The following is a 24,431-nucleotide window of genomic DNA, read 5'->3' as shown; positions in this document are numbered from 1 at the left end:
TTATGAATAAAAGTTTAGAAGAAAAAGGGAAAGGAAATTCTTCAGGGATAGGCACTTTATTTTCTGTTGTTATGATTGTTTTGATTGGTTTTGCTGTATGGGGAAATGTGAAAAAGCCAAATGATACAACGATTGATACACTGAATGCGGACTCTAATACGCATCCACACATATTTAGCTACTCACCTGGTAATGAAACGGTCTGGGTAGGCACTCATACAGGTGTTTATGAACTTAATAACGATAAGTTTCAAAGGACACTTTTTGAACTTCGTTCAAATGATATTATGGGCTTGGAAATTGATCCACGTAATCCCAAAAGGATCTTTGTATCCGGTCATGGTTTTGTGAAAAGGTCAGTAGATGGCGGGAAGACATGGCAGGTTATAGAAAACGGACTACCAAACCTAGCAAAACCTGATGAACCTGATGCCCATTATTTAACGATGGATCCGGACGACTCCAATCATTTATTTGTAATGTTAGCAGGTGAAGGTGAAAACCTTTATGAAACAAAGGACGGCGGAAATACATGGCGGAGTATAACGAGTTTACCAGCTGGTGCGTATTCCATCTCAATGATTTCAGGTGCTCCATCATCAATTTTGGCTGCAACCGAAGCGGGGCTTATCCGATATGACATCCAAAGTGGAACCGTTCGAGAAAATCAATTAACCAATGGGCCTGTTTATCAAGTTTTAACTTTACCTAACAACGAAGTTGTCATCATGACAGAGAGTGGATTCCAAAAATCAATAGATTTTAAAACATGGTCAGCAATAGACGTTAAATTAAATGGGGAAATGCCACTAGGTATTAAATCAGCTAAAGAGGATGGCAGCCGTCTGGTGATTATTACGGATAGATATTCTGTTTATGAAAGCAGTAACGGTGGAGAGAACTGGACTAAAACGAAATAACGATTCAACCTCTGCAATTGACAGCAATAATTATTATTACTACAATCTCTAGTGATAGAGGTGAGAAAATGAAAATCAAAAAATTTAATGTTCACGAACATGGTTTGAACCAATTTTTCGGGCCGCTCGAGGCAAAGGTCATGGAGATCTTATGGGCCAGTGAAAGAACAACGATTCGAGATGTTCAAACGATTTTAAACCATGAAGAACCGCTCTCATTCAATACTGTGATGACCGTTATGAATCGATTAATAGAGAAGGGACTTCTCCAAAAAAATTCTCATGGAAGTGGCAGGGGTAAAACCACCTTTTATGAACCTTTACAAACCAAAGAGCAGTTCTTATCAGACCAAACTAAAGAGGTTACACAAGGACTAATCCGTGAATTTGGAGAGTTGGTTGTTGGTCATATGATAGATGCATTGGATGAGGCAGATCCTAAATTGATCTCTAAGCTACAGCATAAACTGAATCAAATGAATCACAGGAGTTAATCATGAAATCGACTGCAAAGACAAATTCAATTTTTTTTGTCATGCTACTCACTGGATCATTTGTCTTAATCCAGATGGGTTGGTATATGGCCCATCAAGTATTAGGTGTTCCAGTAAATTGGAACATTATTCAATATTGTTTAACCGTTATACAAGAAGACACCTTGGGTCATGACATCATCAAAGTTTTATTTAATCTTGTCATTATTTATACGGTGGTGCGCCTAGCTGGTAGGATTAGTAGTCAATTATTCTTGACTTGGAAATGGATGCGTAATTTTAAGGGGAATAGGGATTTACAACATATGTCATACCTTAATTATGTATATCGGGATTGGAATACTGAAATTATTGTTATTAAAGATGATGCCTTTATTGCTCTGTCAATGGGTATTTGGAATCCACGTATCATCATTTCAACGGGGCTAATTAACATGTTCAACCAAGAGGAAGTCAGAGCCATATTACTTCACGAATGGTACCACTGCAGGAGACGTGATCCGCTTCAAATGTTCTTGGTAGTTTTGTTAACGGAAAGCATGGGATATATCCCCCTATTAAAAACGTTAAGCAAAGAATTTACAACAAGGAACGAACTTCTTGCTGATAGGTTTGCTCTGACTCATATGAAAACGGAGTATCATTTAGGAAGTGTGTTGTTGAAACTATCCAATTTAGTGAATGTTCGAAATGTCATAGTGGCTGTGCCCTTCGCTAACACAGCATTGAACTACCGAATATTACAAGTTCTGCAACCAAATCAACCCATCGATATTCCTTTTACTTATCGCAATTCTCTTTTGTTAACTGTAGTTATTTTTCTCATCATGATTGGCTTGATATCGGGCGGATGTTCATAAGCTGCCCTTTTTTGCATATAAACACTACTGAATGTAGTTTTTTTGATTGTTATATAGAGTTGATGAATACGTAAGGAAATACTTAATTGGATTAAGTGATCGGTCCATTGACTCAAGTGTCCCTTTCCTCAAATAATGAGCGACTCAGTTTTATTCTTGGAATTTGTTGGTTAAGGAAGATGGGTAGAGAGACCGGACTGCCGGACTGTTATTTCAAATACTGGGAAATGATTATAACTTATTGGCAGTAATGTACTAAATATTATGAGTATAATAGGCTACTAGAAATCTAAACGATGAAAGTTACACTCATTCTTTTGCTAATTTTGATATTCTTTCTTATGGTGTAATTGTTGCTCTGGCGATCATAATCAGCATTTGAGTTGCTCATTTCTTGTCAAAAGGGAGGGAAAGCATAAATATACTAGACCTCACGACTTATGTTGTTTGGCGTAACTATTGTTTTCAGCATTTTGCAAATGTTATCTTCATTCAGTGGGACTTTTATGATCATACCTAAGTGATATCTTCGTGATATGGAATGGAGGTACCAGGATTCAAGGAGGTGGTTTTATCACTGTAGCCTATCTATAAAAGATTCATCTTTTTTTTCATTTGCTGATGTGATGAAACCAACAGTTATTTTGGGTAGGGTATCGGCAGGAATTTCGTTCGTACTTCCTTAATGGTGATGCTTTTGGTCTCCGACAGGATCGATTTAGGAATTGTCCATCCTCTACATACGATTGCATTTCACGCAGGAAGTGTAGTATTTCGAGTAATTACTTATAGGGAGATTCTTAAAAGACATTTAAATGATAATCATTGTATGATAAATATCATGATAGGGATTGACTGAATTATAAAAAACATAAGCTCCAACCTATATTTAATCGGTTGGAGCTGTGGCGTGACCATTTTACTCAGCTTTATTTTCTATACTCAAATCGGGAGTATAATTTGTCTGATAATCTGAGTATTGCACCTCTGTTACCATACCTGAAGATGCGTGATGTAAGTCATGGCAGTGGAACATCCATTCTCCTGGATTATCAGCTTCGAAAGCAATAACATATTCCTCTCCCGGTTTCACATTAATTGTATCTTTCATGATTGGTGATCCTTTAATTGGCATTCCATTTTTACTAAGCAACTGGAAAAAATGTCCATGTAAATGCATCGGATGATCATCAGTTTCTGAGCGATTGACGAAGGTAACTTTAACTTTGTCTCCTTTTTTAACATTAAGTTTTTCTGTGTCTGGATATACTTTTCCATTAATGGTATACACCATTTCACCGTTTCTCATTTCAGTATTTAGTTCCATATTTATTTCTTGATCAAATGTTGTTTCATCAAGTGAAAAATTACTATTTACCAATACACCATACTGAGCTAAATCAAATACTCGAAGATCTTCAGATGAATTGGAATTATCCTTTTGTGTATCTGAACCGTCATACTGAATTACGGTCTTCATATTCTTTGATTTATCTCCATGTTCTTCAAGGAGCCAAGAGCCAGGATTGTTAGCAGTAAACTCAATGTCGTAACGTTCACCAGGAGCTATTGAAATCAGTTGATCTTTAATCACTTCAGGGTCGTTAATTGGTTGACCATCCGAAGAAATAACTTTAAAGTCATGACCATGTAAGTGCATTTTATGTGAAATATATCCTGCATTAACTAAGCGAATCCTTACTTTATCACCCTCATTAACAGTTAATTTGTCAATAGAATCACCAGATTTCCCGTTAATCGTATATATATCGTACATACTCATATCATGAGCTGCCATGTCCATACCATCCATGTCCATATCATCCATGTTCATATTACTATGATCCATACCTTCTATTTGTATTTTGTTGTCTAGATTGTTACTTTTTTGATTACTCGTATCCATTTCACCGGAACTCATCCATTCATCCAGCATTAATGTGAAATCTTTGTTGTATTTTTCATCTGGATCTTCAACAATTAATGAGCCGTATAAACCTTTATCGAGTTGGTTGACACTATCTTGATGAGAATGGTACCAGTAGGTACCAGGTATTGTAGCCTCAAATTCGTAAGCGAAAGTTTTCCCGGGTACGACTGCGTCCTGTGTGACTCCAGGAATACCATCCATATCATTTGGAACTGGATATCCATGCCAGTGAATCGATACTGGTTCTTTTAGCTCGTTTTTCAAGTTGACTTTCACAATATCCCCGACCTTCACTCGGATTTGTGGTCCTGGTACCGAGTTGTTAAATGTCCACACTGGGAGTACTTGCCCTGGAGTTACTTCGAGGTTGCTTTCTTGTGCCGTAATCGTAAACTCTTTTCCGTTTATTACTGGTGTTGCTGAAGTAAGTTTTATGGAGTTTTTATCAATAGTGTTAGTAGTTGTTGGAGTATTTGAATTCATGGTTGAATGATCCATGCCCTCCATACTATCTTTGACAGCATTCACACAACCCGATGTAATAATCGCAATAGCGCCGACGACGACAAGATTCTTTAACAATACGCCCTTCATATATTTACCTCCTCATTAATATTTGCAATTTATGTTTACAACAATAAACCAAAAATATGTTGAAATTATGAAGGTACACAAAATATTCAAAACTAAAGTTTGTAATATGAAGCAATTGAAATAGCGGATCAGGCTAATCATTTCTTCGTTTTATTTATATAGGGCTTGAGAATTGTCTCGAAGTTTTTAGTGGTTAACCGGGGACTTGTTAACGTTTGGGGAATTACATACCAAAACTTAACATACAGTGTTATAGCATGGTAATAAGGTGTCTTGACACTTCCGTGGAAATATCGATTAACGACAGCATTATAGTTTTCAAAAAAGAGCTAGCATCTATAAATAAATTCTTTATGGTAATCCTGTTAATAATAACTTTGGTGTTTAGTTTGCAAACTCAGACGTTTGGTCACTTTTCTCTCAATATTGAGACAGCTATATTAATAGACAGAACTATCGGCTCCATGTTAAAGAAAGTGATGTATCCTCTAAGCATTACTAAAATCGTATAAGGAATCATTACAATAGAGGAGGGGAATTTAAACGACATCGTGATAGTTATAAAAGCGGCCAGAAATATTAACGCTACTAGGGTCTATTTACTAGAGTGGGAGCAGGTTCTTTTACAGGGTTTCCTTATTAATTCTGGTAATGATGCAGCTATTGCGATTGTGGAATGTTCGATGAGAATGAAGTCTAGTTTGATGAACGAATGAATGAAGAATGAATGTATTTGTAAAGGGAAAACAGATGTTAAAGATCTCGGAGAACCTGCACCGAGCTTTTTAAATCATTATATTAATTGCAGATACGTTGTTTTTTCTGCTGTTTAAATAAAAAATAAGAGATAAAGATAAAGCGACGAAATATGTGTAGAAGTTGATAAACCAAATGGTAAACTAGTATAGTTTGTTATCTTCTAACCAGATCTCCCGCATAACTTTAGCAAGTAAAGTTATGGTACGATAATTTTCTTCTAGATTATTTTCAACGCCACCAATCTCGATCAGAGCACTATTAGCGGATAAGGCTTGGTTGTAATCACCATTTCCAATGGATGAGTCTTTTTTGTATATGCCTTTTGAAAGAGAAGGTACTTTGCTGTTTAGGCCCTTTTGAATGCGTTCAGCGAACTTCAAGTTCTTTTGCCAGTTCGGATTATTTGTACCTACTACAAAATACACCTGAGCATAATTTAAATTATTGTATTGAATGGTTGTCTTATCTCTCCCTTGTGAGTCCCGATGGATATCAATCAGATATTCTATATTATTATGCATAGCTCGTTCCTGTTCTATTGTTTCCCTAGAGTAAGTATATGAGTAGGCATAATTAAAATTGCTGATAACTGAAGGGTAATCTTTTTTTGAATGAAAAACCGGTATGTCATATGTTTTCATTTTTTTTATTAGATAATCACCTAATAATGTAACATTTGTTTTACTGTCAAAGGCTTCATTTGCTACTTTGATATTCTTTAATTCCGGTATCCATGATTCACGATTGTGAGAATGGTAGATAAGAACTTGAGGCAAGGAAAGGTTACTAGTATTTTTTTCCTCCAATGAGTTCTTGTGATGCACATTTGATGTTTTCTCTTTATTTTTTAATGCAGATAATTCTAACTTTTGGTCTGAAGATTTTGTTGTTAAGGTGGAGCTTAAGGATGTTAAATTTGTTTTTTTTACTGTTTGGAGATCAGATTTAGTTAGAGATTGAGATGAAGCGGATTTCATATTGTAATTAATTATCCCAATCGTTGCATAGAAAGCTAACGAAAAGACGAGTCCAAATACTATAACATACTTACATGTTTTACCCATAATTCACCCTCCTGCTTCTCTCAAAATCTAGTGTTATTTTATCAGTAGATTATGAGGGAATTTGGAAAAGTAGAACTACTTAAATTAAAACTAGACAAAAGATATTATGAGAGTTGCGGTGTAATAAGTTGAGTGTGACGAAAACGGAGATTTGGACTGCCCCTGATAAGCAGTACGTAAATAAACCACCACAAAACAACCTAAATCCGGTATTCATCGGGCTTAGGTTGTTTAGTTTTTGTTAAAAATGTTGGCGTTTGTAGTACCGCATATATAACCAACTTACTTAAAAGATACATGGAAAAGGAGTTTCTGGATGAGGTATGTATAGAAGACTTTTTAGTCATTTCAAATCAATACTTTTAAACTCTACATGCTTATTTGTTCTATCGTTGTATAAGAAGTGGAAGTTGGAATGAATATGGAGCATCGTGCCCGGTAAAATGGGCAGTTGGTTTAATGTGTCTAGAACAAATGTCGTGTCTTGCTTGTCTGCTATACTGTAAGCTACAATCTCTCCGTTAAACAAGTCTAAGAAGTCTTCCCTCCGAATGGTAAATACGTAATGTCAGTAACGAGCTTCTGCATAGGTCTGTCAGTCTGAAACTGACGCTTTAACATGTGCTCTGCAATTTGTTCCCTAATAAATATAAATCCAGATAGAATAAGTGCTTGCTTTATTGTTGTCTATTAATAGTTAGGGTGACTTACTTGTTTTTTTTGGTCTTAACCTCCATATAATCTTCATAACTAAATGTTAAAGTAATATTGTTCTTTTATATTTACTGCATACTAATGTAAATTATTTTGAGAGGTTTAATTCATGAAGAAAGTATTAATTGTTGAAGACGAGAAATATATGTTAAATTTGCTTCGTATTCATTTAGAGCCACTGTACACTATCGTAGAGGCGCTAGATGGTGCGGCAGCAATAGAATTGCTCAGAGACTTTTCTTATGATTTGATTATTTTGGACATCATGCTTCCTTATTTTAACGGGTGGGAGATTTGTGAAACCGTACGAAGGAAAAGTGACACGCCTATCCTTATGTTAACTGCGAGAAGTGATATTAACGACCGTGTTAAGGGGCTTGAATTGGGAGCTGATGATTACATGATTAAGCCCTTTGATTTTGAAGAGTTAAAAGCAAGAGTCATGGCATTATTACGAAGATCCCAACCAAAAGACAATATTCTTCATGAACCTGAAGTTATTACGCTCTATAATGATATTTTGAGAATTCATATTGAAAGCAGAGAGGTGTTTATTCACAATAGGTTAATTGAATTAACTGGGAAAGAATTTAGCTTGCTTAGTAAGCTGGCGTCTTCGCCAATGCGTGTGTTTACTAGAGAGCTCTTGCTTGATCACATATGGGAAAATTATGAATCTAGGGATTTGAGATTAGTTGATACTCATATAAAGAATATTCGAATGAAATTAAAACAAATTGAAAAGAACATGAAGTTTATTCAAACTGTTTGGGGCGTTGGATATAAAATGAGCAGTAAAGAGGGCGGATAATGCGTAACAAAGGAATTGTCATTAAAATAGGATCTACCATAATGATATTGTTCTTAATTGTCCTTTTACCTCTTGGAATCGTCATTGACCGTATCTTTATTCAAATTTACTCAACAGAAGTGCATCAAAATGTAAATAATCTTTCTAGAAAGGTAACGGAGTATATAACCGATTCTCCTGATACCGCTGTGGGTTTCTTAAATCATACTCGATTGATTACAGGTAAACAAATCGTCGTCTTTAACGAAATGGGAATTATCACTTCCAAAGACGTTTTTGAGTATACTCAAAATGAATTTATAGATAAAAACATTTTTAAAATCATGAAAGAAGGAAAACATTTCGAACGTGAGTACGTAAATTCTGAAGATGGTGAGCGTTTCTTTTATGTAGGGCGACCCATTATCGACGGTGAAACATTTGAAGGTGGGATCCTCGTTTTTTCATCCATAGACGAAATTCATCAGACGATGCATGATGTTAGGAGGTGGATTTTCCTATCGATACTGGTTGCCATTATGTTGGCTCTTGGATATACATTATTTGTCTCAAATCGTTTGTCTAGTCCCCTAATCATTATGGAGAAGATTACAAGATCGATAGCTAAAGGTGACCTTACTTCTAAAGTTAAGGTGAATTCCAATGATGAAGTTGGATCTTTGGGGCAGGCCATCAATGACTTGAGTATGGAATTAAATAATTTCAGAACAAATCGGAGTGAATTGTTGGCCAATATTTCACATGAACTTCGAACACCTATCTCCTATCTAAAGGGCTATGCACAATTAATAAACAGGCATCAATATAAGGATCTTGAGGAGTTGGAAACATATTCGGAAATTATTGAGAAAGAATCAGAACGTTTAGCTAATCTCATCCAAGACTTGTTCGAACTTTCTAAAATGGAAGAAGGAAAAATCAAGCTCTACCTTCAGTCGGTGGATATTGAAGATGTAGTGCAATTAGCCGTGCAGAAAGTAAGTTTAAAAGCAAAAAATAAAGGCTTGGTGCTACTAGAGGAAATTAAAGATGATCTACCTTCAGTCGTTTCTGACGGATCGAGAATTGAGCAAATTATTCTTAATTTATTAGAAAACGCTATCTATTACACGGAACTAGGTGCAATTACAATTAAGGTATCTCAAATTAAGGAGCAGATTTTTATATCTATAAAAGATACAGGAGCAGGGATACCTGAGGGAGACCTCCCCTTTATTTTTGACCGTTTTCATCGAGTGGAGAAATCCCGGTCCAGAGAAATGGGAGGTACAGGACTTGGACTTGCCATTGTATCACAATTAATAGCACAGTTGAATGGGAAGATTACTGTTTTAAGCAAATTGGGCGTTGGATCCGAATTTATCGTATCGTTACCGCTTGATTTGGAGAGGAGCGATTCTTGAACATAATTGTGGGGATTAATCTGTTATTAAATCCAGAAAAATTAGCAGAAATTATGGATGATTTCGGCATGGCCGCGATACTGATTAGTCTAGCTTTAAATATTGTTGTTAGTGTTTTAGGTGTAATTCCGACTTTTTTTATTTCAGGTGCAAATGCCCTTGTTTTTGGCTTGCCTCTAGGATTTGCGGTTTCTCTGATTGGAGAGACAATTGGTGCCTATATATCATATAAGCTGTATAACAAAGGCATTAAGAAAATTGATAAAGAATCTATCCGCCGTGGTAAATGGAGCAAGAGTTTTGCAAACTCAGGGTTGTGGAAACAATTTTTCTTACTGCTAATTGCACGTCTAGCACCATTCATGCCTTCCGGTGTCGTTACATTTGCCGCAGCATGGACGAAAATGAATGTTTTAATGTTCATGACGGCCACATTTATTGGAAAAGCACCCTCCATTGCTGCGGAAGTTTGGGTGGGTCATGATGTGTTTTATTTTGTTCGAAGCTTATTTTAACTATTTGTTAATCAAAAAAACTACTGTCGGTTGCAGTAGTTTTTTTGATTAACAAATATACAATAGGAACTTCATAAATTTCACAAAAATTGCTGCTAAATTAGAGTTACTAACTTTAAAGGGGATACTAGCTAATGTGTGGATTCATATCCGTTTATAACAAAAAACAAATTCCTATTGATTTCGTTATGCTTCAAAAGATGACGAAAATTATAGAGCATCGTGGACCAGATGCCGAAGGTTACCATATAGACGGATCTGCAGGGCTTGGGTTTAAAAGACTTAGCATTATTGATATTGAGAATGGAGCACAACCATTTAAAAACCAAGACAAAGATATAGCTCTTGTATTTAACGGGGAAATTTACAACTATAAAGAGCTCAGAGACTGGTTAACTATAAAAGGTCACGTATTCACTACAACCTCAGATACGGAAGTACTTCTACGTCTATATGAAGAAGTCGGAACGGAGTGTCCCACCTATTTACGTGGTATGTTCGCATTCACAATTTGGGATTCAAGAAAACAGCAACTTTTTATAGCACGGGATCCTTTCGGAATAAAGCCCTTGTATTACTCGGAATTAGAAGATCGGTTTATGTTTGGATCGGAAATAAAGTCTTTTTTAGCCGATGAACATTTTAATGTCGAGGTGGATGAAAATTCACTTTACCACTATCTAACGTATCAGTATGTTCCTGAACCATCGACTATGTTTAAATCCATAAAAAAGTTAGAAGCCGGCCACTCAATGATTATTCAAAACGAGAAAATAAAGGTTGAGCCATACTATGAAGTCAAATTTAATCCTCAAGAGAATAATCGATCATTCAGTGATTTAGCGGAAGAGGCTCGGAGCGTATTGACAGATTCGGTAAAAATACACAGGAATTCTGATGTTACAAGAGGTGCTTTTTTATCAGGAGGGATTGACTCCAGTAGTATTGTTGGCATTCTTCAGAGTTTAGAACCGACTAAAACTTTCTCCGTTGGATTTGACATGCCAGGGTACAGTGAGCTGGATCAAGCTAGAAGAACAGCTGCCTTTCTCGGAACGGATCACTACGAGATCTGCGTTACATCTAAAGATTATAAGGAGGCAATATCAACGCTGGTTTGGCATATGGATGAGCCCGTTGCTGATCCATCTGCAGTGGGACTCTATTTCGCATCTAAATTAGCTAGTCAACAGGTGAAAGTTGCGTTTTCTGGGGAAGGTGCGGATGAGTTTTTTGGAGGATATAATATTTATAAAGAACCCTATTCACTGAGATGGTTCAGTCTTTTAAATCCAGAATTAAGAAAGATGGCTGGTTTTATAGCAGGATTAATGCCAACAGACATGAAGGGTAAGAGCTTTTTGGAACGAGGTAGTAAAGAACTGAAAGAACGGTATGTAGGAAATGCGAAAATCTTCAATGAGAAGGATAAAGTCTCAATTCTTTCTACACAATTCATGGAAAGAGCCGCGTTCACAGCTACTGATTTTATAACGGCACCATTATATGAAAAAGTTTCTCACCACGACGATGTAACGAAGATGCAATATATTGATATTCATACCTGGCTCAGAGGCAATATACTCACTAAAGCAGATAAGATGTCCATGGCAAATTCCTTAGAGCTTCGGGTGCCTTTTGTAGACGTAGAAGTGTTTAAATTCGCTTCAACAATTCCAACAAAGTACAGAGTCACTCCTCAGGCTACTAAAGTATTGCTAAGAGAAGCGATGAAAGAAATCGTGCCAGGAGATGTACAGAACAGAAGAAAACTCGGTTTCCCTGTCCCAACAAGAGTATGGTTGAGAAATGAGTGGTATCAATGGGTAAAATCTTTGATTGAAACCGCTCCTATTGAAAGATGGATTAACAAGTCATACACACTCGAGTTACTTGAAAAACATAAAGAGGGGAAGGTAGATGCGAGTCGAAAGCTTTGGACCATAATTATCTTTATTATTTGGCATCAAACCTTCATCCTAGAACGAAATCGGCTGAATCTCAAGGCTGTATAAAGGAAGAAATTGGAGAAAAGAGTTATTTTATTTGTAATATCAATAGTTTTTATTTCTTTGTTTTATAATTGTTAGAAACAGAGATATTAGTTAGGTTTTACAAGAATAAAACGATTGAGGCCTATTCTGTTATTTGAATTGTTTACAAAAGATAACCGCATTTGTACGGTCTTTTTATGAGGATATGTTAACGTTCTTGAGTCATCTTTTATAAGAGAGAAGAAGTGACAGAATTAGTTTGCAAAACTTTAAATCTATAAACGAAGAATATGTATTGATTTTTGTCAAGATTTAATCAAGTCTTAGAATCTGCAGAATTGTATAGGATTCAAAAATATATATGGGAATAAGAATAATCACCACATAGGGGAAGTATATAGAGCTGAAGCAAGTTTAAAGATCATAGGTACACCATTAATTAATCAAATGCCTAAACTACGGAGGGACTACGAAGTAATCAGTGTGACCATGCTGCTAAATTATGCAGGTGTACAGGCAGATATGATGGATTCCGCTAAATATATCAAGAGGGACACGACTCCATATAAGACGGCAAGGGATGAATGCGATTTTGCAATCCCTATGACGATTAAATCGGTGACATGCATTCATTCATTTGATAACCCAGATTCCAGTACGATTATTACAGGATATGATGAGTCTTATGTTTATTTAAATGATTACGACCATTAGCTAATATGAAATAAAGAAAAAATACAATAAATTTTTTGAAAGAAGTATGGGAACAAATGGGGTAACACGTCATTAATTATATAGATTAAATTAGAATTAAAAAGGGAAACTCCTAATCATATTAGGAGTTTCCCTTTTTAATAAAGGTATAAATGTAAAAAAAATGCATACTCCATACTTCCTCCAAATTTATCAGTTACTTTTATAGCAATTCTTTAATATGTAGTGAGGTAATCGTTATGTCAAAGTTTAAGTTACGAAGTAAAAATGAAAGTTCAGAGAAGCAACGTATCCATTTTCGGCTGAATCTGTTTTTTTTTGGTACCTTTATTGTTTTTTCTATCATTATTATTCGCTTAGCTGTATTACAATTTGTGGAAGGGCCAGTACTAGCACAGAAAGAAAGCGAAAGTGTAACCAAGAGTACTCCTCTACTTCCTGTTCGAGGAACCATATATGATTCCACCGGTAAATATAAACTGGCTTATTCAGAACCTGCTCAATCTTTATATATTACATTATATAAAAACTATAGTCAGTCTGAAGGTGGTCCAGCTAATCCCAATCGAGTGGAAGTTTTAGGCATAGCCGAACGTCTAAGTGATGTATTTTCAAAATATAAAGATCCGGAAGCTGAAGACATGTCAGTAGAGGAGATTGTGGAAGCGATGGACCTTGAATTCAGGCAAGCTCTTGGATATACCCCGAGACTTATAAAAAGCAATTTATCAGATAAAGAAATTGCATACTTTATGCAAAACAAAATGGATTTTCCAGGTATAAGTATAATTGAAGAAACCGTCCGCAAATACGATGATGAAACGGTAGCTGTTCAGGCTATAGGCTATCTGAAGACCTTCAAGACATCAAAGACCATCAGTAAATATGAAGAAATCAATGAACAAAATGATACTCAAATGGATCCCGGTTTGATTTATTCCGAACTTGAACCAGTGGGCGTAGATGGCCTTGAACTCCAGTATCAGGACGTGCTTCGCGGAAAAAGTGGATATAGTAAAATTCCAATAAACTCTCTGAATTTGCCTGAAGAGGGGACAGTCATTGAGCCACCTCAAAAAGGATTAGATATTGTATCATCCATTAACAGAGAAGTGCAAATCCAGACAGAACAGGCTATTCTCGATCAGCTTGAATGGCTGCAGCGAAATCCAGTGTCGGGAAAGCTGCATCCAAATGCAAAGACAGGATTCGCTGTAGCAATGGAAGTCGATACGGGGAATGTGGTGACTATGGCTAGTATGCCTGATTACAATCCAAATGCAGCTTGGGACTATGAAAGCATAAAGTATATTTATCGAAACGGAACGGTTGAATCCTTTCCTCCCAATGATACAGGACAGCATCCAGAATCAACAGTATTGTTAGGGTCGACTATTAAGCCGTTAAGCGTACTTATTGGATTAAACGAAGGGTTATTCAGTCCTAATACTCCTTACTTAGACCGAGGTTATGCGGAATTTGGAAGTGATAATACACGAGTGCGGAATTCAGGGAGTACGGTTATGGGGCTTCTCTATCCAGACACAGCTATTCAAAACTCTTCGAATGCATTTATGGTCGATTTAATTGGTGAAAAACTGTGGATTAAATATGGTAATGAAGGAATTGATGTTTGGGATCAATATATGAAAGAATTCGGACTTGGTGTAGATACGGGGGTGGATTTACCTCGGGAATTTAGAGGGAGAATTGAGTATAACCAAGAGAATCAAACGTCACTTACAGGCTTAGCTTTCGCTTCTTTCGGTCAACAGGGCAAATACACGACTATGCAGCTCGCACAATATGCAGTTATGTTAGCTAACAAAGGTAAACGAATGGAACCGCATTTAGTTAAAGAAATAAGGGACTCAAGCGGAAATGTAGTCGAAAGAATCGATCCTAAAATTCTTAATGAAGTGGAGTTTAATGAAGCTTATTGGGAAACCATTCACAGGGGAATGGCTACAAATGTAGATGTTGCTTTTTCAGGATTTCCATATGACTTTGCCCGGAAAACAGGTACCTCCCAACAGACGATATATAAAGATGGTGAAGCCATAAATGTTGAAAATGGCGTGTTCATCGCATTTGCACCGCGTGAAAATCCTAAACTTGCCGTTGCAGTAGTTGTTCCAGAAGGGGGATACGGCTCTATGAGCGCTGCGCCCATTGCTCGAAAAATATTTGATGCATACGATGCAGAAATCGGGTTAACCGAAGCACCTCGTTCAACTGAATAAATCAAATAATATAATAGAAAGCTCTGTACTTGATAGGGCTTTCTACATTGCAACAGAAAATAGAGTGGAGTATAAAAATGAAAAATGTCCATAGTGATCAATGTAGCGTCTACACATCACAGTTATACGCTTTGAAAAGATAAAGGTATTTATCATAGCGTGTCCAGCAAGGTACGCCAGCTAAATACTCATTAAATCGTTTCATTCTATACTGCTCTAATCTGCACAACGACGGCCGAACACCCTTTTCAGTGTTAGAAACATCGGAGCTTCAGTTGCAAATATTTTTGTTACTGTATTTGTGTTCCCGATATTTACGCTTACCCCACTATATGTAACTAGCTAATTTTGTGCCAGCTAATATCCGATTTTTTTATTTCAGATAATGTAGCTAATGGAGTAAAGTGTCGACACCAGGCTTACTGAAAAAGCAATCTCAACCTACGGTTTCGATAAATTCGAGAACTTGGTAACTGAACCATCGTATGCTTTAAACCGAGTTAACACTTATCAATGCACTTTCTCTCTTTATACTAAGAGTCTATTTATAAAGTAATATTGAATCCAAGGCAAAGTATATACTAAGATCTCCCGACGCCACTTACCCCCGGAAGTTAATATCCGGGGGTAAGTGGCATCTATAAAGAAAAAATGTAGAGTTTTTTATGTGCACAGAGACTTAAGTTATTACTGTAATTTGTTCAAATCAGTTTCTGTTTTTCAGGTGCTTCATTTCGTTAAGTAACGGGAAACGTAAGAACGTATGGGTCATAGCGATCGGCTGCTTATTTCATGAAGATGCCGGGCAGATTGTGTATCAAAATTTGATTCGAAATAATTCAGTCAAAACCCCTTCATAAGGGCGGGGTTGTAAATATAGCTTGTCCTTCCCTCTTTAATGAGAGTCATCAACCATATTAGAAAAACTCTTATCATCAATTGTTCTTCTGGCTGTAACGTACCGTTGCTTGTAGTATGTTTCCGAGAGTTTACTTACTCTTACTCCTTTACTGCTCGAAGAATGAGCAAATTGTCCATCCCCTATGTAAATTCCCGCATGAGATATTCCCTTTCCACTTGTATTGAAGAAAACTAAATCCCCAGTTCTTAAATTGCTTTTTGCTACCGCAGTGCCTGTTTTAGCTTGAGCAGCTGAGGTTCTAGGAAGGTTTTGATTAAATTTATCAAATATGTATAATATGAAGCCGGAGCAATCAAAGCCACTTGCTGCGGTCGTTCCTCCCCATTTATAAGGTGTTCCTACCACTTGGCTGACTTCTGATTGTAATTTTGATTTGTCATCAGCAAATGCACTTGTGGTACCAGAAGAAATAATAATAACAGACCCTAATAAAGACATGATAATTTTTTTCAAGTATAATATTCTCCCTTCGATGCCTACGGAGTTAGCTTAAGGATTCGGTAGAAGGTTACCTATATTCAACACTATTTTGAACAATTCACCCAAAGTGGTTCCCCCGTTTTAAATAAATTTAAATTCGGCAAAATAATTAAAATATTGTAACACTAATAACTGTAGTGTATAAATCGAGACTTGTCAATTATAACCTGTAAAATTTGTTGCTTCTTATGATTTCATGAGGATTTATTTAATTTAGAAAGGTTTTTCATAAATAATCGACAACTTAACAAGAAGTGGGTCATATTTTATGACAGGTAATATCATAACAAATTTGTAATTAATATGTCTTTTTTTATTTCAAAAACTGTTTCAGATTTAATCAAAAATAACCGCTCCAGTTACTGGGAGCGGTTATAAAAGTAGTATACTTTTTTATGTTATGCAGCCATGTTACGACATGCATCTGCACATTTAAAACAAGCTTCCGCACATTTTTGGCAATGGTCATGACTATGTTTTTTGCACTCATCACCACATGCTTGGCATATCTCAGCACACAATGAGCAAATTTCTTTGATAAATGGTGAATTGCTGCTCATTGCTGTTGCAGCAAAAGAGCAGATGTCGGCACATAGCCGATCTAGACGAATACATTCTGCCATCATTTTAATGTCTTCTTCTTTTAAACAAGCATCGTAGCAGTGATTACAAGTCACCATACATCGTAAGCATTCCTCTATACATTGTTTATACTGTTCATGTGACATTTCCATTCTCCTTTCAGTGATTAATTTTTTACATACGTAATTACTATTTACAATTAATCCTCGATACATACTCAAGGACTTGAATGTAAATTAACCAAAAATGTGCAGAATATGTGGAGATAACGAGTGAAAATAAAAAATCTATTTTCTAAAAGCTAATTTAATCAATGATTAGTTCGAAGTATAAATATCACTTTGAAAAGCTAACTATAGCCAGAACTAAGAACTTTAAATCGGTAAGTCATGGCTTATGCACAAAATATTCAAAGTTCAGGCGTATAATAATAATAAACAATCTTATGCTTATGGTGGATAAACGTTTGGGTTTTAAGGAGATCATGGGTTTCGAAATTACAATAGAATTTTGAAAAACATTACTACTTGAAATATTTGATAAATAATTTAAGTCATATATCTGGAAAAATTAATAGAACGGTGGTCATCAAAATGAATCGAATAGCTTTTAAATTAGGAATTATTATCGTATCTCTGCTGTTAGTGGTTCTGCTTTCCTTGGGATATGTCGTTGATAAAATCTTTTCGAATATGTATTATCAAAAATCAGAACAAGATGTGGCCGAAATGGCATCTCATTTTGTTGAAATGGTACATTCTAGTAAGAGCATACCTACAGATTTGATATCCACTATGGCAGAATTTTCGAAGGTGGAGATCTTTGTTTTAGATAGGCAAGGGGAATTATTAGGAAAATCAAGTAAGGCCTCTAATAATCATGTAAATTTCATTACCGCAACTGAAATCAATAGATTGCTTAACGGAGAATCATTAATGATAAACTATAGTGCTGAGAATGGAGAATCCTACCTAATCTCTGGTAAACCATTGTTGGATATTGGGGGTGGAGTTCTTGTGATTTCTTCTCTTGATATCGTTAATGCCTCTATACTGGAGGTGAGGCAGCTCTTATGTTTAACTGGATTGATCGGTTTTATCATAGCGGTGGGTGTTTCATTTTTTTTATCAAGAAAGATGTCTGGACCTTTGGTTCAAATGGAGAAAGCTACTAGAAAAATAGCTGCTGGTCATCTTGATAGTAGAGTAGAAGTGAGTACTAAGGATGAAATTGGTTCATTAGCAGCTGCAATAAATGATCTTGCAAAAGACCTGCAACGATATCAAGATACACGTACTGAGTTTTTTGCTAATATCTCACACGAACTTAAAACACCGATTATGTACCTTGAAGGTTATGCGAACGTAATATCAAAGGGACTTTATGAGACGGAAGAAGATATGAAAAAGTACTTAGAGATCATATCACAGGAAGCTAAACGGCTTAATCGCTTGATTATTGATTTATTCGATTTATCTAAGATGGAAGAAGGTAAATTGACACTATATAAAGATTCGGTATGTATCAGTAAAATTATAGAACAAGTTGTCAATAAAGTGTCAATGAGAGCGGAGAACAAAGGGATAACAATTAAAAATCATATCGACTCAACGTTTATAGTTAGTGGGGATCCTGGTCGACTTGAACAAATCTTTTTGAACTTATTGGATAACTCCATTCGGTATACGAAGGAGGGCTCTATAGAAGTATCAGCACAGCAAGTTAATAATAATATGGTATGTATTTCGGTTACAGATACGGGATCAGGAATTTCAAAAGAAGAACTACCCTTCTTATTTGAAAGATTTTACCGGGTCGAGAAATCAAGGTCGAGAGAACATGGAGGAACCGGTCTAGGACTTGCCATAACGAAAATGTTGGTTGAGTTACACAATGGATCTATTCGTGTATCTAGTGAAGTAGGGAAAGGAACAAGATTTGAAGTGTATTTAGAAAAGGAATATTAGAGAAGAGCACTTTGCTAGTGCTCTTTTCTTAATTTTTTAGAAGAAAATTCTTATTTCAAAATAACTTTTTTATGTATATTATGTACACCTTCCAGGAAATATTTAAAATGACTTTGGAATTTGTTTAATTAAAAATGTGTCGTCTGTAAGGTTTTATGTCTAACTGCTCCATATTTTCTGCAAATTTAGTGGTTATAGTGAGGGTAAATAAAGGAGGAATTAATTATGTTCAAAAACAAAAAATTGATGATCGGTATTATTACACTAATCACAGCGCTCATGCTTTCTGCGTGCGGTGGCGCTAATGATGAAAATCAAAATGGAAATACGGACATGAATCAAGGTACAGAAGAAAATACAGGAATGGATCACTCTGAGATGAACCATTCGACTTCAGGTGAAGTACCAGAGTATCTAAAGGAAGCAGAAAATCCTAAGTATCCTGTCGGTACTAAAGCAATTATTAAAGAAGGGCATATGGAGGGAATGAAAGGCGCTGAAGCAACTATTGTTGGTGCTTATGATACTACAGCCTATGCGATTTCTTATACCCCGACTACAGGTGGAGAACCCGTAGAAAATCATAAATGGGTAATTCATGAAGAACTAATTGATGCAGGTGAAGAACCATTAGCGCCTGGGGCTGAAGTGCAAACAGAGGCATCTCACATGGAAGGTATGGAGGGTGCAACTGTAAAAATTGACTCTGCTGAAAGAACAACGGTGTATATGATTGATTTTACCCCAACTACAGGTAGCGAAGAAGTTAAGAATCATAAATGGGTAACAGAAAATGAGTTAGCACCAGCTGCTGAGTGATTTGTCTTAAACAAAAGCAGAAGAGAGCATCTTACAAGCCTTCTTCTGCTTTTATTTTCTATGATTTATTTTTATCACTTGTCCATTTATACCCGACCCCCCATACGGTGTGTAAATAATCATCAGCAGGAAAATCTGCTTCTCGAAGTTTTTTGCGTATATTTCGAACGTGAGAATCAATGGTACGATCATCGATAAAAACATCATATCCCCAAATCTTACTGATTAGATGTTCTCTTGAGAAAACCCTGTTTTGATTATTGAGGAAAAGATCAACCATATAAAACTCTTTAGGGGTTAATTCAATCTTTATATTCTTATAAAGGGCTTCAAACGAATCTTTTATCAAGGATAAGCCTTTAAAAGATAACCCATTTATTCCTTCTTCAGTCTTTCCCCTCCGAAGTACGGCTTCTATCCTTGCTACCAATTCAGTATCATCAAATGGTTTCATTACATAATCGTCAGCACCGATATTTAATCCCTTTACAATATCAGATTTTTCACTCCGTGCGGTAAGCATAATGATTGGAATACTCGAATTTTTTCTAATTTTCTCGCATGCTTCCCAACCATCCATATCTGGCATCATTATATCTAATAAAATTATGTCTACTTGATTTGATTTCAAATAAATTAGTGCATCTACAGCTGAGTTTACTTTGATACATTTATACCCTAGGGGGGTAAGATAAAGAGACAATAAATCCAACATTCTCTGTTCATCGTCTATTATTAATACTGTAATCATGATTCTATATACTCCTCGTGTTTTGTATTGAAATAGATGTTTAAATAACGAAGTATCTTTTATGTTATAGGATATATTTATACAACTCAAGTCTTATAATCAGCGAATACCTGGTTTTTGATAATTAGAACTTTGTATCTTGACATACCCCATGGGGGTATAGTAAATTGAAACAGAAATAAATGATGAATTAAAGGGACCTTTTAACAAGGCCCTTTAAAAAAGAATCTAATATAGGGAGGGGGGGTATATAAATTAATTAATTTTTATCTATAGGGAAACACTATAAAAAATGATATTGAAGGGAGAATTTAAAATGAAAAATATGACTTTGCAAGTTGAGGGAATGAGTTGTCAGCATTGTGTGAACTCCATCGAAGGTGCACTGAAAAGTATAGGGGTATCTGGAAAGGTGGATTTGAACAGCAATGCTGTGGAGATAACCTATAACGAAGACAAGATAACATTAGATCAAATTAAAGAAACCATTGAAGAACAAGGATATGATGTTATGTGAATTTTAATGGACGGAGAGTGAGTACATTGGAAACAAGTTCAACTCCAATAAAACAAACAACTTTGCGGGTGAGCGGCATGACTTGTGCCGCCTGCGCAAATCGCATTGAAAAAGGATTGAGCAAACTTGATGGTGTGACTACAGCAAACGTCAACTTTGCTTTGGAAAAAGCAAGTGTTAATTATGATCCTACTAAAATAAGTATTGAGAATTTTGAGCAAACCATCCGTAAGTTGGGTTACGAAACGGTAAGCGAAGTCGCTCAATTTCAGCTTGAGGGTATGACCTGCGCTGCATGTGCCAACCGGATAGAGAAAGGTCTAGGAAAGTTGCCCGGCGTAACGAATGCAACCGTCAATTTTGCTTTAGAATCGGCACGGGTTGAGTATTCTCCTGATGAAATATCAGTTTCTGATATGCAAAACAAAGTCAACCAGCTAGGCTACAAAGCCATCTTAAAGAATGAAAACGAATCTGCTGGAGATCATCGGGAAAAAGAAACTAAGCGCCAGAAACAACGGTTACTCATCTCAGCAATCCTATCATTGCCGTTGTTGTGGAGTATGGTTGCCCATTTCTCCTTCACATCTTGGATTTACATGCCGGAGATCTTTATGAATCCATGGTTTCAATTAATACTTGCAACACCAGTGCAATTTTATATAGGTTGGCATTTTTACGTTGGCGCCTATAAAGCTCTTCGTAACGGCAGTGCGAATATGGATGTACTAATCTCGCTAGGTACTTCTGCAGCTTATTTTTACAGTTTATATTTAACAATGGATTGGTACTTAAACGGCAGTGATATGCATCATGGTCCTTCTTTGTATTTTGAGACAAGTGCGGTTCTCATTACATTGGTTGTCATGGGTAAATTGTTTGAAGCCCAAGCAAAAGGACGCACTTCAGAAGCTATTAAATCTTTGATGGGACTTCAGGCAAAGACAGCTCTAGTTATTCGTGATGGCCAGGAATTAACAATGTCAGTAGACGAGGTTTTGGTTGGTGATATCATCCTTGTACGTCCTGGTAACAAAGTGCCTGTAGATGGTGAAGTCATTGAAGGAGAATCTTCAATAGATGAATCCATGTTAACAGGAGAAAGCATACCTGTCGAAAAGAAACCCGGCGATGCGGTAATTGGAGCAACGATTAACAAAAATGGTATGCTTCGGGTTCGAGCAACGAAAGTTGGCAAAGAAACCGCATTAGCTCAGATCGTGAAAGTCGTAGAGGAAGCCCAAGGTTCGAAAGCTCCTATTCAACGAATTGCCGACAAGATCTCGGGCATTTTCGTCCCAATTGTTGTTGGTATCGCAGTGTTGGCCTTCTTAATTTGGTACTTCTTTATAACTCCAAGTGATTTTGCCGGATCTCTAGAAAAGGCAATTGCGATTCTTGTTATTGCATGTCCTTGCGCACTTGGCTTGGCGACCCCGACATCCATTATGGCAGGATCCGGGCGGGCGGCTGAATTCGGTATTCTATTCAAAGGTGGTGAACACCTGGAACAAACTCATAAAATTGACACCATCATTCTTGATAAAACGGGGACTGTCACTAAAGGGAAGCCAGAACTTACAGATGTAATAACAAATATAGATAAAGTGGAGTTTCAAAGACTTGTTGGTGCCGCTGAAAAAAATTCAGAGCACCCTCTTGCAGAAGCAATTGTTGCAGGTATTCAAGATCGAAATATTGAGATTCCAGCAACCGAAGCGTTTGAGGCTATTCCCGGTTTTGGCATCAAGGCTTCCGTAGAAGGAAAGAATGTCCTGATCGGAACACGTAGGCTGATGGATAAATACAGCGTGAGCGCGAAAGAAGCCTTTGAAAACATGGCGACCTTGGAGGAGTCTGGAAAAACTGCAATGCTAGTTGCAATTGATGGTCAGTATGCCGGAATGGTGGCAGTAGCGGATACTATCAAAGAGACATCAAAAGCTGCGGTTAGCCGATTGAAGGATATGGGAATTCAGGTCATTATGATCACTGGGGATAATGAACGAACTGCGAAAGCGATTGCCGCTGAAGTCGGCATCGACCATGTTCGTGCGGAAGTACTTCCAGAAGGTAAAGCAGAGGAAGTAAAAAAACTTCAAACAGAAGGTAAAAAGGTTGCTATGGTGGGGGATGGAATTAACGATGCTCCGGCACTCGCTACAGCTGATATCGGAATGGCAATCGGCACTGGCACAGATGTTGCTATGGAAGCTGCGGACGTTACGTTAATGCGTGGGGATCTGTCTAGCATTCCGGACGCTATATATATGAGTCGTAAGACAATGAGCAACATCAAACAAAATCTTTTCTGGGCTCTTGGTTACAATACCCTTGGGATTCCGATCGCAGCTATCGGTTTGTTGGCACCTTGGGTAGCAGGTGCAGCTATGGCACTGAGTTCAGTTTCCGTTGTTCTAAATGCTTTACGATTACAACGTGTGAAACTCTAGCATTAATGATCTACATGGGGGATTAGTTATGGGAGAAAACATTAAAATTGCTGTCAATCCGCCAATACAAGTTGGCGGAAGCCTCTTCACTCCAGAGCAGTTAGTAAAGATCGGTGCTTTGGCAGATAGTCAAACAAAATTAGAAATGACACCATTCAAGCAGCTTTACATGGAAGTGCCGGTCAATCAGAGAGACAGAATTACAAAAGAGCTAAGGGAAGCTGGATTAGAATTTTATCCGTCTGGATTTGTAGTGAAAAGTCTAATTGCTTGCAATTTTTGCAAAGGAGCAGAAGATGCCGGTTTAGATACAGCACTAAGGTTAAATGAAGCGGTAGCTGGAATTGAAACACCAACACCAATAAAAATTGGTTATGCAGGTTGCGGACTCGGAACAAGTGAGCCATTGTTAAAAGATATTAGTGTAGTCAAGATGAAGAGTGCATTCGATATTTATGTCGGTGGTGAACCGAAGGGACTAAAAGCTTCCATTGCAACTAAGTTACTAACTGGACTAGCGGCAGAGCAGCTCGTTCCGGTTATTAAGGCCATTATTCATTATTACATTGCTAATGCCAAAGGAAAAGAAAAGTTCAGTAAGTTTGTCAATCGGGTCTCGCTTGATGAGCTAAAGAGTGTAGCTGGATAATCAACACAAAGAAGAAGGAGGAGATGAGATGAGTAGAGATTCTATTAAGATTTATACGATTCCAACTTGTAGTGATTGCAATTATGCTAAACGATTTTTCAATGAACATCAGGTGTCCTTTACTGAATATAATTGCGAAGAGGATGCCACGTATGCAGAAGAGGTTCGGAAACTAACGGGGAAGCAGATAGTTCCAACTATAGTTATAGATGATAGAGTATTCGTGGGGTTTGCTGAGAATCTTACTGAAATAAGTGATCGGCTGCATAAGTAATT

The 24,431-nt window shown here is 36.8% G+C and carries 20 protein-coding genes, 1 pseudogene and 1 riboswitch; of the genes and pseudogenes, 15 read left to right on the top strand and 6 right to left on the bottom strand.

What is annotated here, in order from left to right:
• The first annotated feature begins 2 nt into the window (after positions 1–2).
• The 3 genes from BLW49_RS23445 (at position 3) to BLW49_RS23435 (ending at position 2,274) form a co-directional block, all read left to right on the top strand.
• Complete coding sequence (locus BLW49_RS23445; RefSeq protein ID WP_090727218.1) at positions 3–920, top strand: WD40/YVTN/BNR-like repeat-containing protein; 918 nt, start codon at positions 3–5, stop codon at positions 918–920.
• Between the two features lie 68 nt (positions 921–988).
• Positions 989–1,414: a BlaI/MecI/CopY family transcriptional regulator gene (locus BLW49_RS23440; RefSeq protein WP_090727216.1), complete on the top strand. Its 426-nt coding sequence runs from the start codon at positions 989–991 to the stop codon at positions 1,412–1,414.
• A gap of 2 nt (positions 1,415–1,416) precedes the next feature.
• Positions 1,417–2,274, top strand: coding sequence for a M56 family metallopeptidase (locus BLW49_RS23435; protein WP_090727215.1), 858 nt, complete (start codon positions 1,417–1,419; stop codon positions 2,272–2,274).
• 919 nt (positions 2,275–3,193) lie between these two features.
• On the opposite strand, the gene BLW49_RS23430 is transcribed toward BLW49_RS23435, so the two are convergent.
• From BLW49_RS23430 to BLW49_RS29325, 3 genes and pseudogenes are all read right to left on the bottom strand, one after another.
• Positions 3,194–4,711, bottom strand: a complete 1,518-nt coding sequence (locus BLW49_RS23430; RefSeq protein WP_371264621.1) for a multicopper oxidase family protein — start codon at positions 4,709–4,711, stop codon at positions 3,194–3,196.
• Between the two features lie 986 nt (positions 4,712–5,697).
• Positions 5,698–6,621 carry a stage II sporulation protein P gene (spoIIP, locus tag BLW49_RS23420; RefSeq protein ID WP_090727211.1) on the bottom strand — a complete coding sequence of 308 codons (924 nt, stop codon included), beginning with the start codon at positions 6,619–6,621 and terminating at the stop codon, positions 5,698–5,700.
• Between the two features lie 421 nt (positions 6,622–7,042).
• Positions 7,043–7,248 (bottom strand): annotated as a pseudogene (locus BLW49_RS29325) (IS3 family transposase); the annotation flags it as partial.
• Between the two features lie 196 nt (positions 7,249–7,444).
• Here BLW49_RS29325 and BLW49_RS23415 point away from each other — a divergent pair.
• From BLW49_RS23415 to BLW49_RS23390, 6 genes are all read left to right on the top strand, one after another.
• Positions 7,445–8,146 (top strand): response regulator transcription factor, encoded by a 702-nt coding sequence (locus BLW49_RS23415; protein WP_090727209.1) that lies wholly within the window; start codon positions 7,445–7,447, stop codon positions 8,144–8,146.
• The gene (locus tag BLW49_RS23410; RefSeq protein WP_090727207.1) at positions 8,146–9,549 is read left to right on the top strand and encodes a sensor histidine kinase; all 1,404 of its coding nucleotides are present in this window, start codon (positions 8,146–8,148) and stop codon (positions 9,547–9,549) included. The genes BLW49_RS23415 and BLW49_RS23410 overlap by 1 nt, the downstream gene beginning before the upstream one ends.
• Positions 9,546–10,064: a TVP38/TMEM64 family protein gene (locus BLW49_RS23405; protein ID WP_090727206.1), complete on the top strand. Its 519-nt coding sequence runs from the start codon at positions 9,546–9,548 to the stop codon at positions 10,062–10,064. The genes BLW49_RS23410 and BLW49_RS23405 overlap by 4 nt, the downstream gene beginning before the upstream one ends.
• 134 nt (positions 10,065–10,198) lie before the next feature.
• Positions 10,199–12,079, top strand: a complete 1,881-nt coding sequence (gene asnB, locus BLW49_RS23400; protein ID WP_090727204.1) for an asparagine synthase (glutamine-hydrolyzing) — start codon at positions 10,199–10,201, stop codon at positions 12,077–12,079.
• 462 nt (positions 12,080–12,541) lie between these two features.
• Positions 12,542–12,772, top strand: coding sequence for a hypothetical protein (locus tag BLW49_RS23395; protein WP_143042152.1), 231 nt, complete (start codon positions 12,542–12,544; stop codon positions 12,770–12,772).
• 239 nt (positions 12,773–13,011) lie between these two features.
• Positions 13,012–15,015: a peptidoglycan D,D-transpeptidase FtsI family protein gene (locus BLW49_RS23390; protein WP_090727201.1), complete on the top strand. Its 2,004-nt coding sequence runs from the start codon at positions 13,012–13,014 to the stop codon at positions 15,013–15,015.
• A gap of 895 nt (positions 15,016–15,910) precedes the next feature.
• Here the strand turns inward: BLW49_RS23390 and BLW49_RS23385 are convergent.
• The gene (locus BLW49_RS23385; protein ID WP_090727199.1) at positions 15,911–16,390 is read right to left on the bottom strand and encodes a C40 family peptidase; all 480 of its coding nucleotides are present in this window, start codon (positions 16,388–16,390) and stop codon (positions 15,911–15,913) included.
• Positions 16,391–16,395: 5 nt separating this feature from the next.
• Positions 16,396–16,530, bottom strand: a riboswitch (cyclic di-AMP (ydaO/yuaA leader).
• Positions 16,531–16,815: 285 nt separating this feature from the next.
• Positions 16,816–17,145: a four-helix bundle copper-binding protein gene (locus BLW49_RS23380; protein WP_090727198.1), complete on the bottom strand. Its 330-nt coding sequence runs from the start codon at positions 17,143–17,145 to the stop codon at positions 16,816–16,818.
• 447 nt (positions 17,146–17,592) lie between these two features.
• Here BLW49_RS23380 and BLW49_RS23375 point away from each other — a divergent pair, with 447 nt between their 5' ends.
• Together BLW49_RS23375 and BLW49_RS23370 are read left to right on the top strand one after the other, a co-directional pair.
• Positions 17,593–18,966, top strand: a complete 1,374-nt coding sequence (locus BLW49_RS23375) for a sensor histidine kinase (RefSeq protein WP_256209916.1) — start codon at positions 17,593–17,595, stop codon at positions 18,964–18,966.
• A gap of 225 nt (positions 18,967–19,191) precedes the next feature.
• Positions 19,192–19,785, top strand: a complete 594-nt coding sequence (locus tag BLW49_RS23370; RefSeq protein WP_090727196.1) for a YdhK family protein — start codon at positions 19,192–19,194, stop codon at positions 19,783–19,785.
• A 58-nt stretch (positions 19,786–19,843) separates the two neighbouring features.
• On the opposite strand, the gene BLW49_RS23365 is transcribed toward BLW49_RS23370, so the two are convergent.
• Positions 19,844–20,536, bottom strand: coding sequence for a response regulator transcription factor (locus BLW49_RS23365; protein ID WP_090727195.1), 693 nt, complete (start codon positions 20,534–20,536; stop codon positions 19,844–19,846).
• Positions 20,537–20,852: 316 nt separating this feature from the next.
• Between BLW49_RS23365 and BLW49_RS23360 the strand changes: the two genes are divergently transcribed.
• The 4 genes from BLW49_RS23360 to BLW49_RS23345 are packed head-to-tail and all read left to right on the top strand — an operon-like array spanning position 20,853 to position 24,429.
• Complete coding sequence (locus tag BLW49_RS23360) at positions 20,853–21,053, top strand: copper ion binding protein (RefSeq protein WP_090727193.1); 201 nt, start codon at positions 20,853–20,855, stop codon at positions 21,051–21,053.
• Between the two features lie 26 nt (positions 21,054–21,079).
• On the top strand, positions 21,080–23,506 hold the full coding sequence (locus BLW49_RS23355) for a heavy metal translocating P-type ATPase (RefSeq protein ID WP_256209915.1): 2,427 nt from the start codon (positions 21,080–21,082) through the stop codon (positions 23,504–23,506).
• Positions 23,507–23,534: 28 nt separating this feature from the next.
• Complete coding sequence (locus BLW49_RS23350) at positions 23,535–24,155, top strand: NAD(P)/FAD-dependent oxidoreductase (protein WP_090727192.1); 621 nt, start codon at positions 23,535–23,537, stop codon at positions 24,153–24,155.
• Positions 24,156–24,183: 28 nt separating this feature from the next.
• Positions 24,184–24,429: a glutaredoxin family protein gene (locus tag BLW49_RS23345; RefSeq protein WP_090727190.1), complete on the top strand. Its 246-nt coding sequence runs from the start codon at positions 24,184–24,186 to the stop codon at positions 24,427–24,429.
• Positions 24,430–24,431: the final 2 nt, after the last annotated feature.

Origin of the sequence: Paenibacillus sp. PDC88 (genome assembly GCF_900106725.1) — a bacterium.
Taxonomy (GTDB): Bacteria; Bacillota; Bacilli; order Paenibacillales; family Paenibacillaceae; genus Paenibacillus; species Paenibacillus shunpengii.
Note: the sequence above shows the minus strand (reverse complement) of the source record. Positions and strands in the feature narration are given on the sequence as shown.

What these genes read in the sequence shown, in the direction of transcription:
- BLW49_RS23390 (WP_090727201.1), top strand. Translation starts at nt 13,012, where the DNA reads ATGTCAAAGTTTAAGTTACGAAGTAAAAATGAAAGTTCAGAGAAGCAA.
- BLW49_RS23410 (WP_090727207.1), top strand. Translation starts at nt 8,146, where the DNA reads ATGCGTAACAAAGGAATTGTCATTAAAATAGGATCTACCATAATGATA.
- BLW49_RS23430 (WP_371264621.1), bottom strand. Translation starts at nt 4,711, where the DNA reads ATGGAGGGCATGGATCATTCAACCATGAATTCAAATACTCCAACAACT.
- BLW49_RS23350 (WP_090727192.1), top strand. Translation starts at nt 23,535, where the DNA reads ATGGGAGAAAACATTAAAATTGCTGTCAATCCGCCAATACAAGTTGGC.
- spoIIP (WP_090727211.1), bottom strand. Translation starts at nt 6,621, where the DNA reads ATGGGTAAAACATGTAAGTATGTTATAGTATTTGGACTCGTCTTTTCG.
- BLW49_RS23375 (WP_256209916.1), top strand. Translation starts at nt 17,593, where the DNA reads ATGAATCGAATAGCTTTTAAATTAGGAATTATTATCGTATCTCTGCTG.
- BLW49_RS23445 (WP_090727218.1), top strand. Translation starts at nt 3, where the DNA reads ATGAATAAAAGTTTAGAAGAAAAAGGGAAAGGAAATTCTTCAGGGATA.
- BLW49_RS23370 (WP_090727196.1), top strand. Translation starts at nt 19,192, where the DNA reads ATGTTCAAAAACAAAAAATTGATGATCGGTATTATTACACTAATCACA.
- BLW49_RS23360 (WP_090727193.1), top strand. Translation starts at nt 20,853, where the DNA reads ATGAAAAATATGACTTTGCAAGTTGAGGGAATGAGTTGTCAGCATTGT.
- BLW49_RS23365 (WP_090727195.1), bottom strand. Translation starts at nt 20,536, where the DNA reads ATGATTACAGTATTAATAATAGACGATGAACAGAGAATGTTGGATTTA.
- BLW49_RS23415 (WP_090727209.1), top strand. Translation starts at nt 7,445, where the DNA reads ATGAAGAAAGTATTAATTGTTGAAGACGAGAAATATATGTTAAATTTG.
- BLW49_RS23440 (WP_090727216.1), top strand. Translation starts at nt 989, where the DNA reads ATGAAAATCAAAAAATTTAATGTTCACGAACATGGTTTGAACCAATTT.
- asnB (WP_090727204.1), top strand. Translation starts at nt 10,199, where the DNA reads ATGTGTGGATTCATATCCGTTTATAACAAAAAACAAATTCCTATTGAT.
- BLW49_RS23380 (WP_090727198.1), bottom strand. Translation starts at nt 17,145, where the DNA reads ATGTCACATGAACAGTATAAACAATGTATAGAGGAATGCTTACGATGT.
- BLW49_RS23435 (WP_090727215.1), top strand. Translation starts at nt 1,417, where the DNA reads ATGAAATCGACTGCAAAGACAAATTCAATTTTTTTTGTCATGCTACTC.
- BLW49_RS23345 (WP_090727190.1), top strand. Translation starts at nt 24,184, where the DNA reads ATGAGTAGAGATTCTATTAAGATTTATACGATTCCAACTTGTAGTGAT.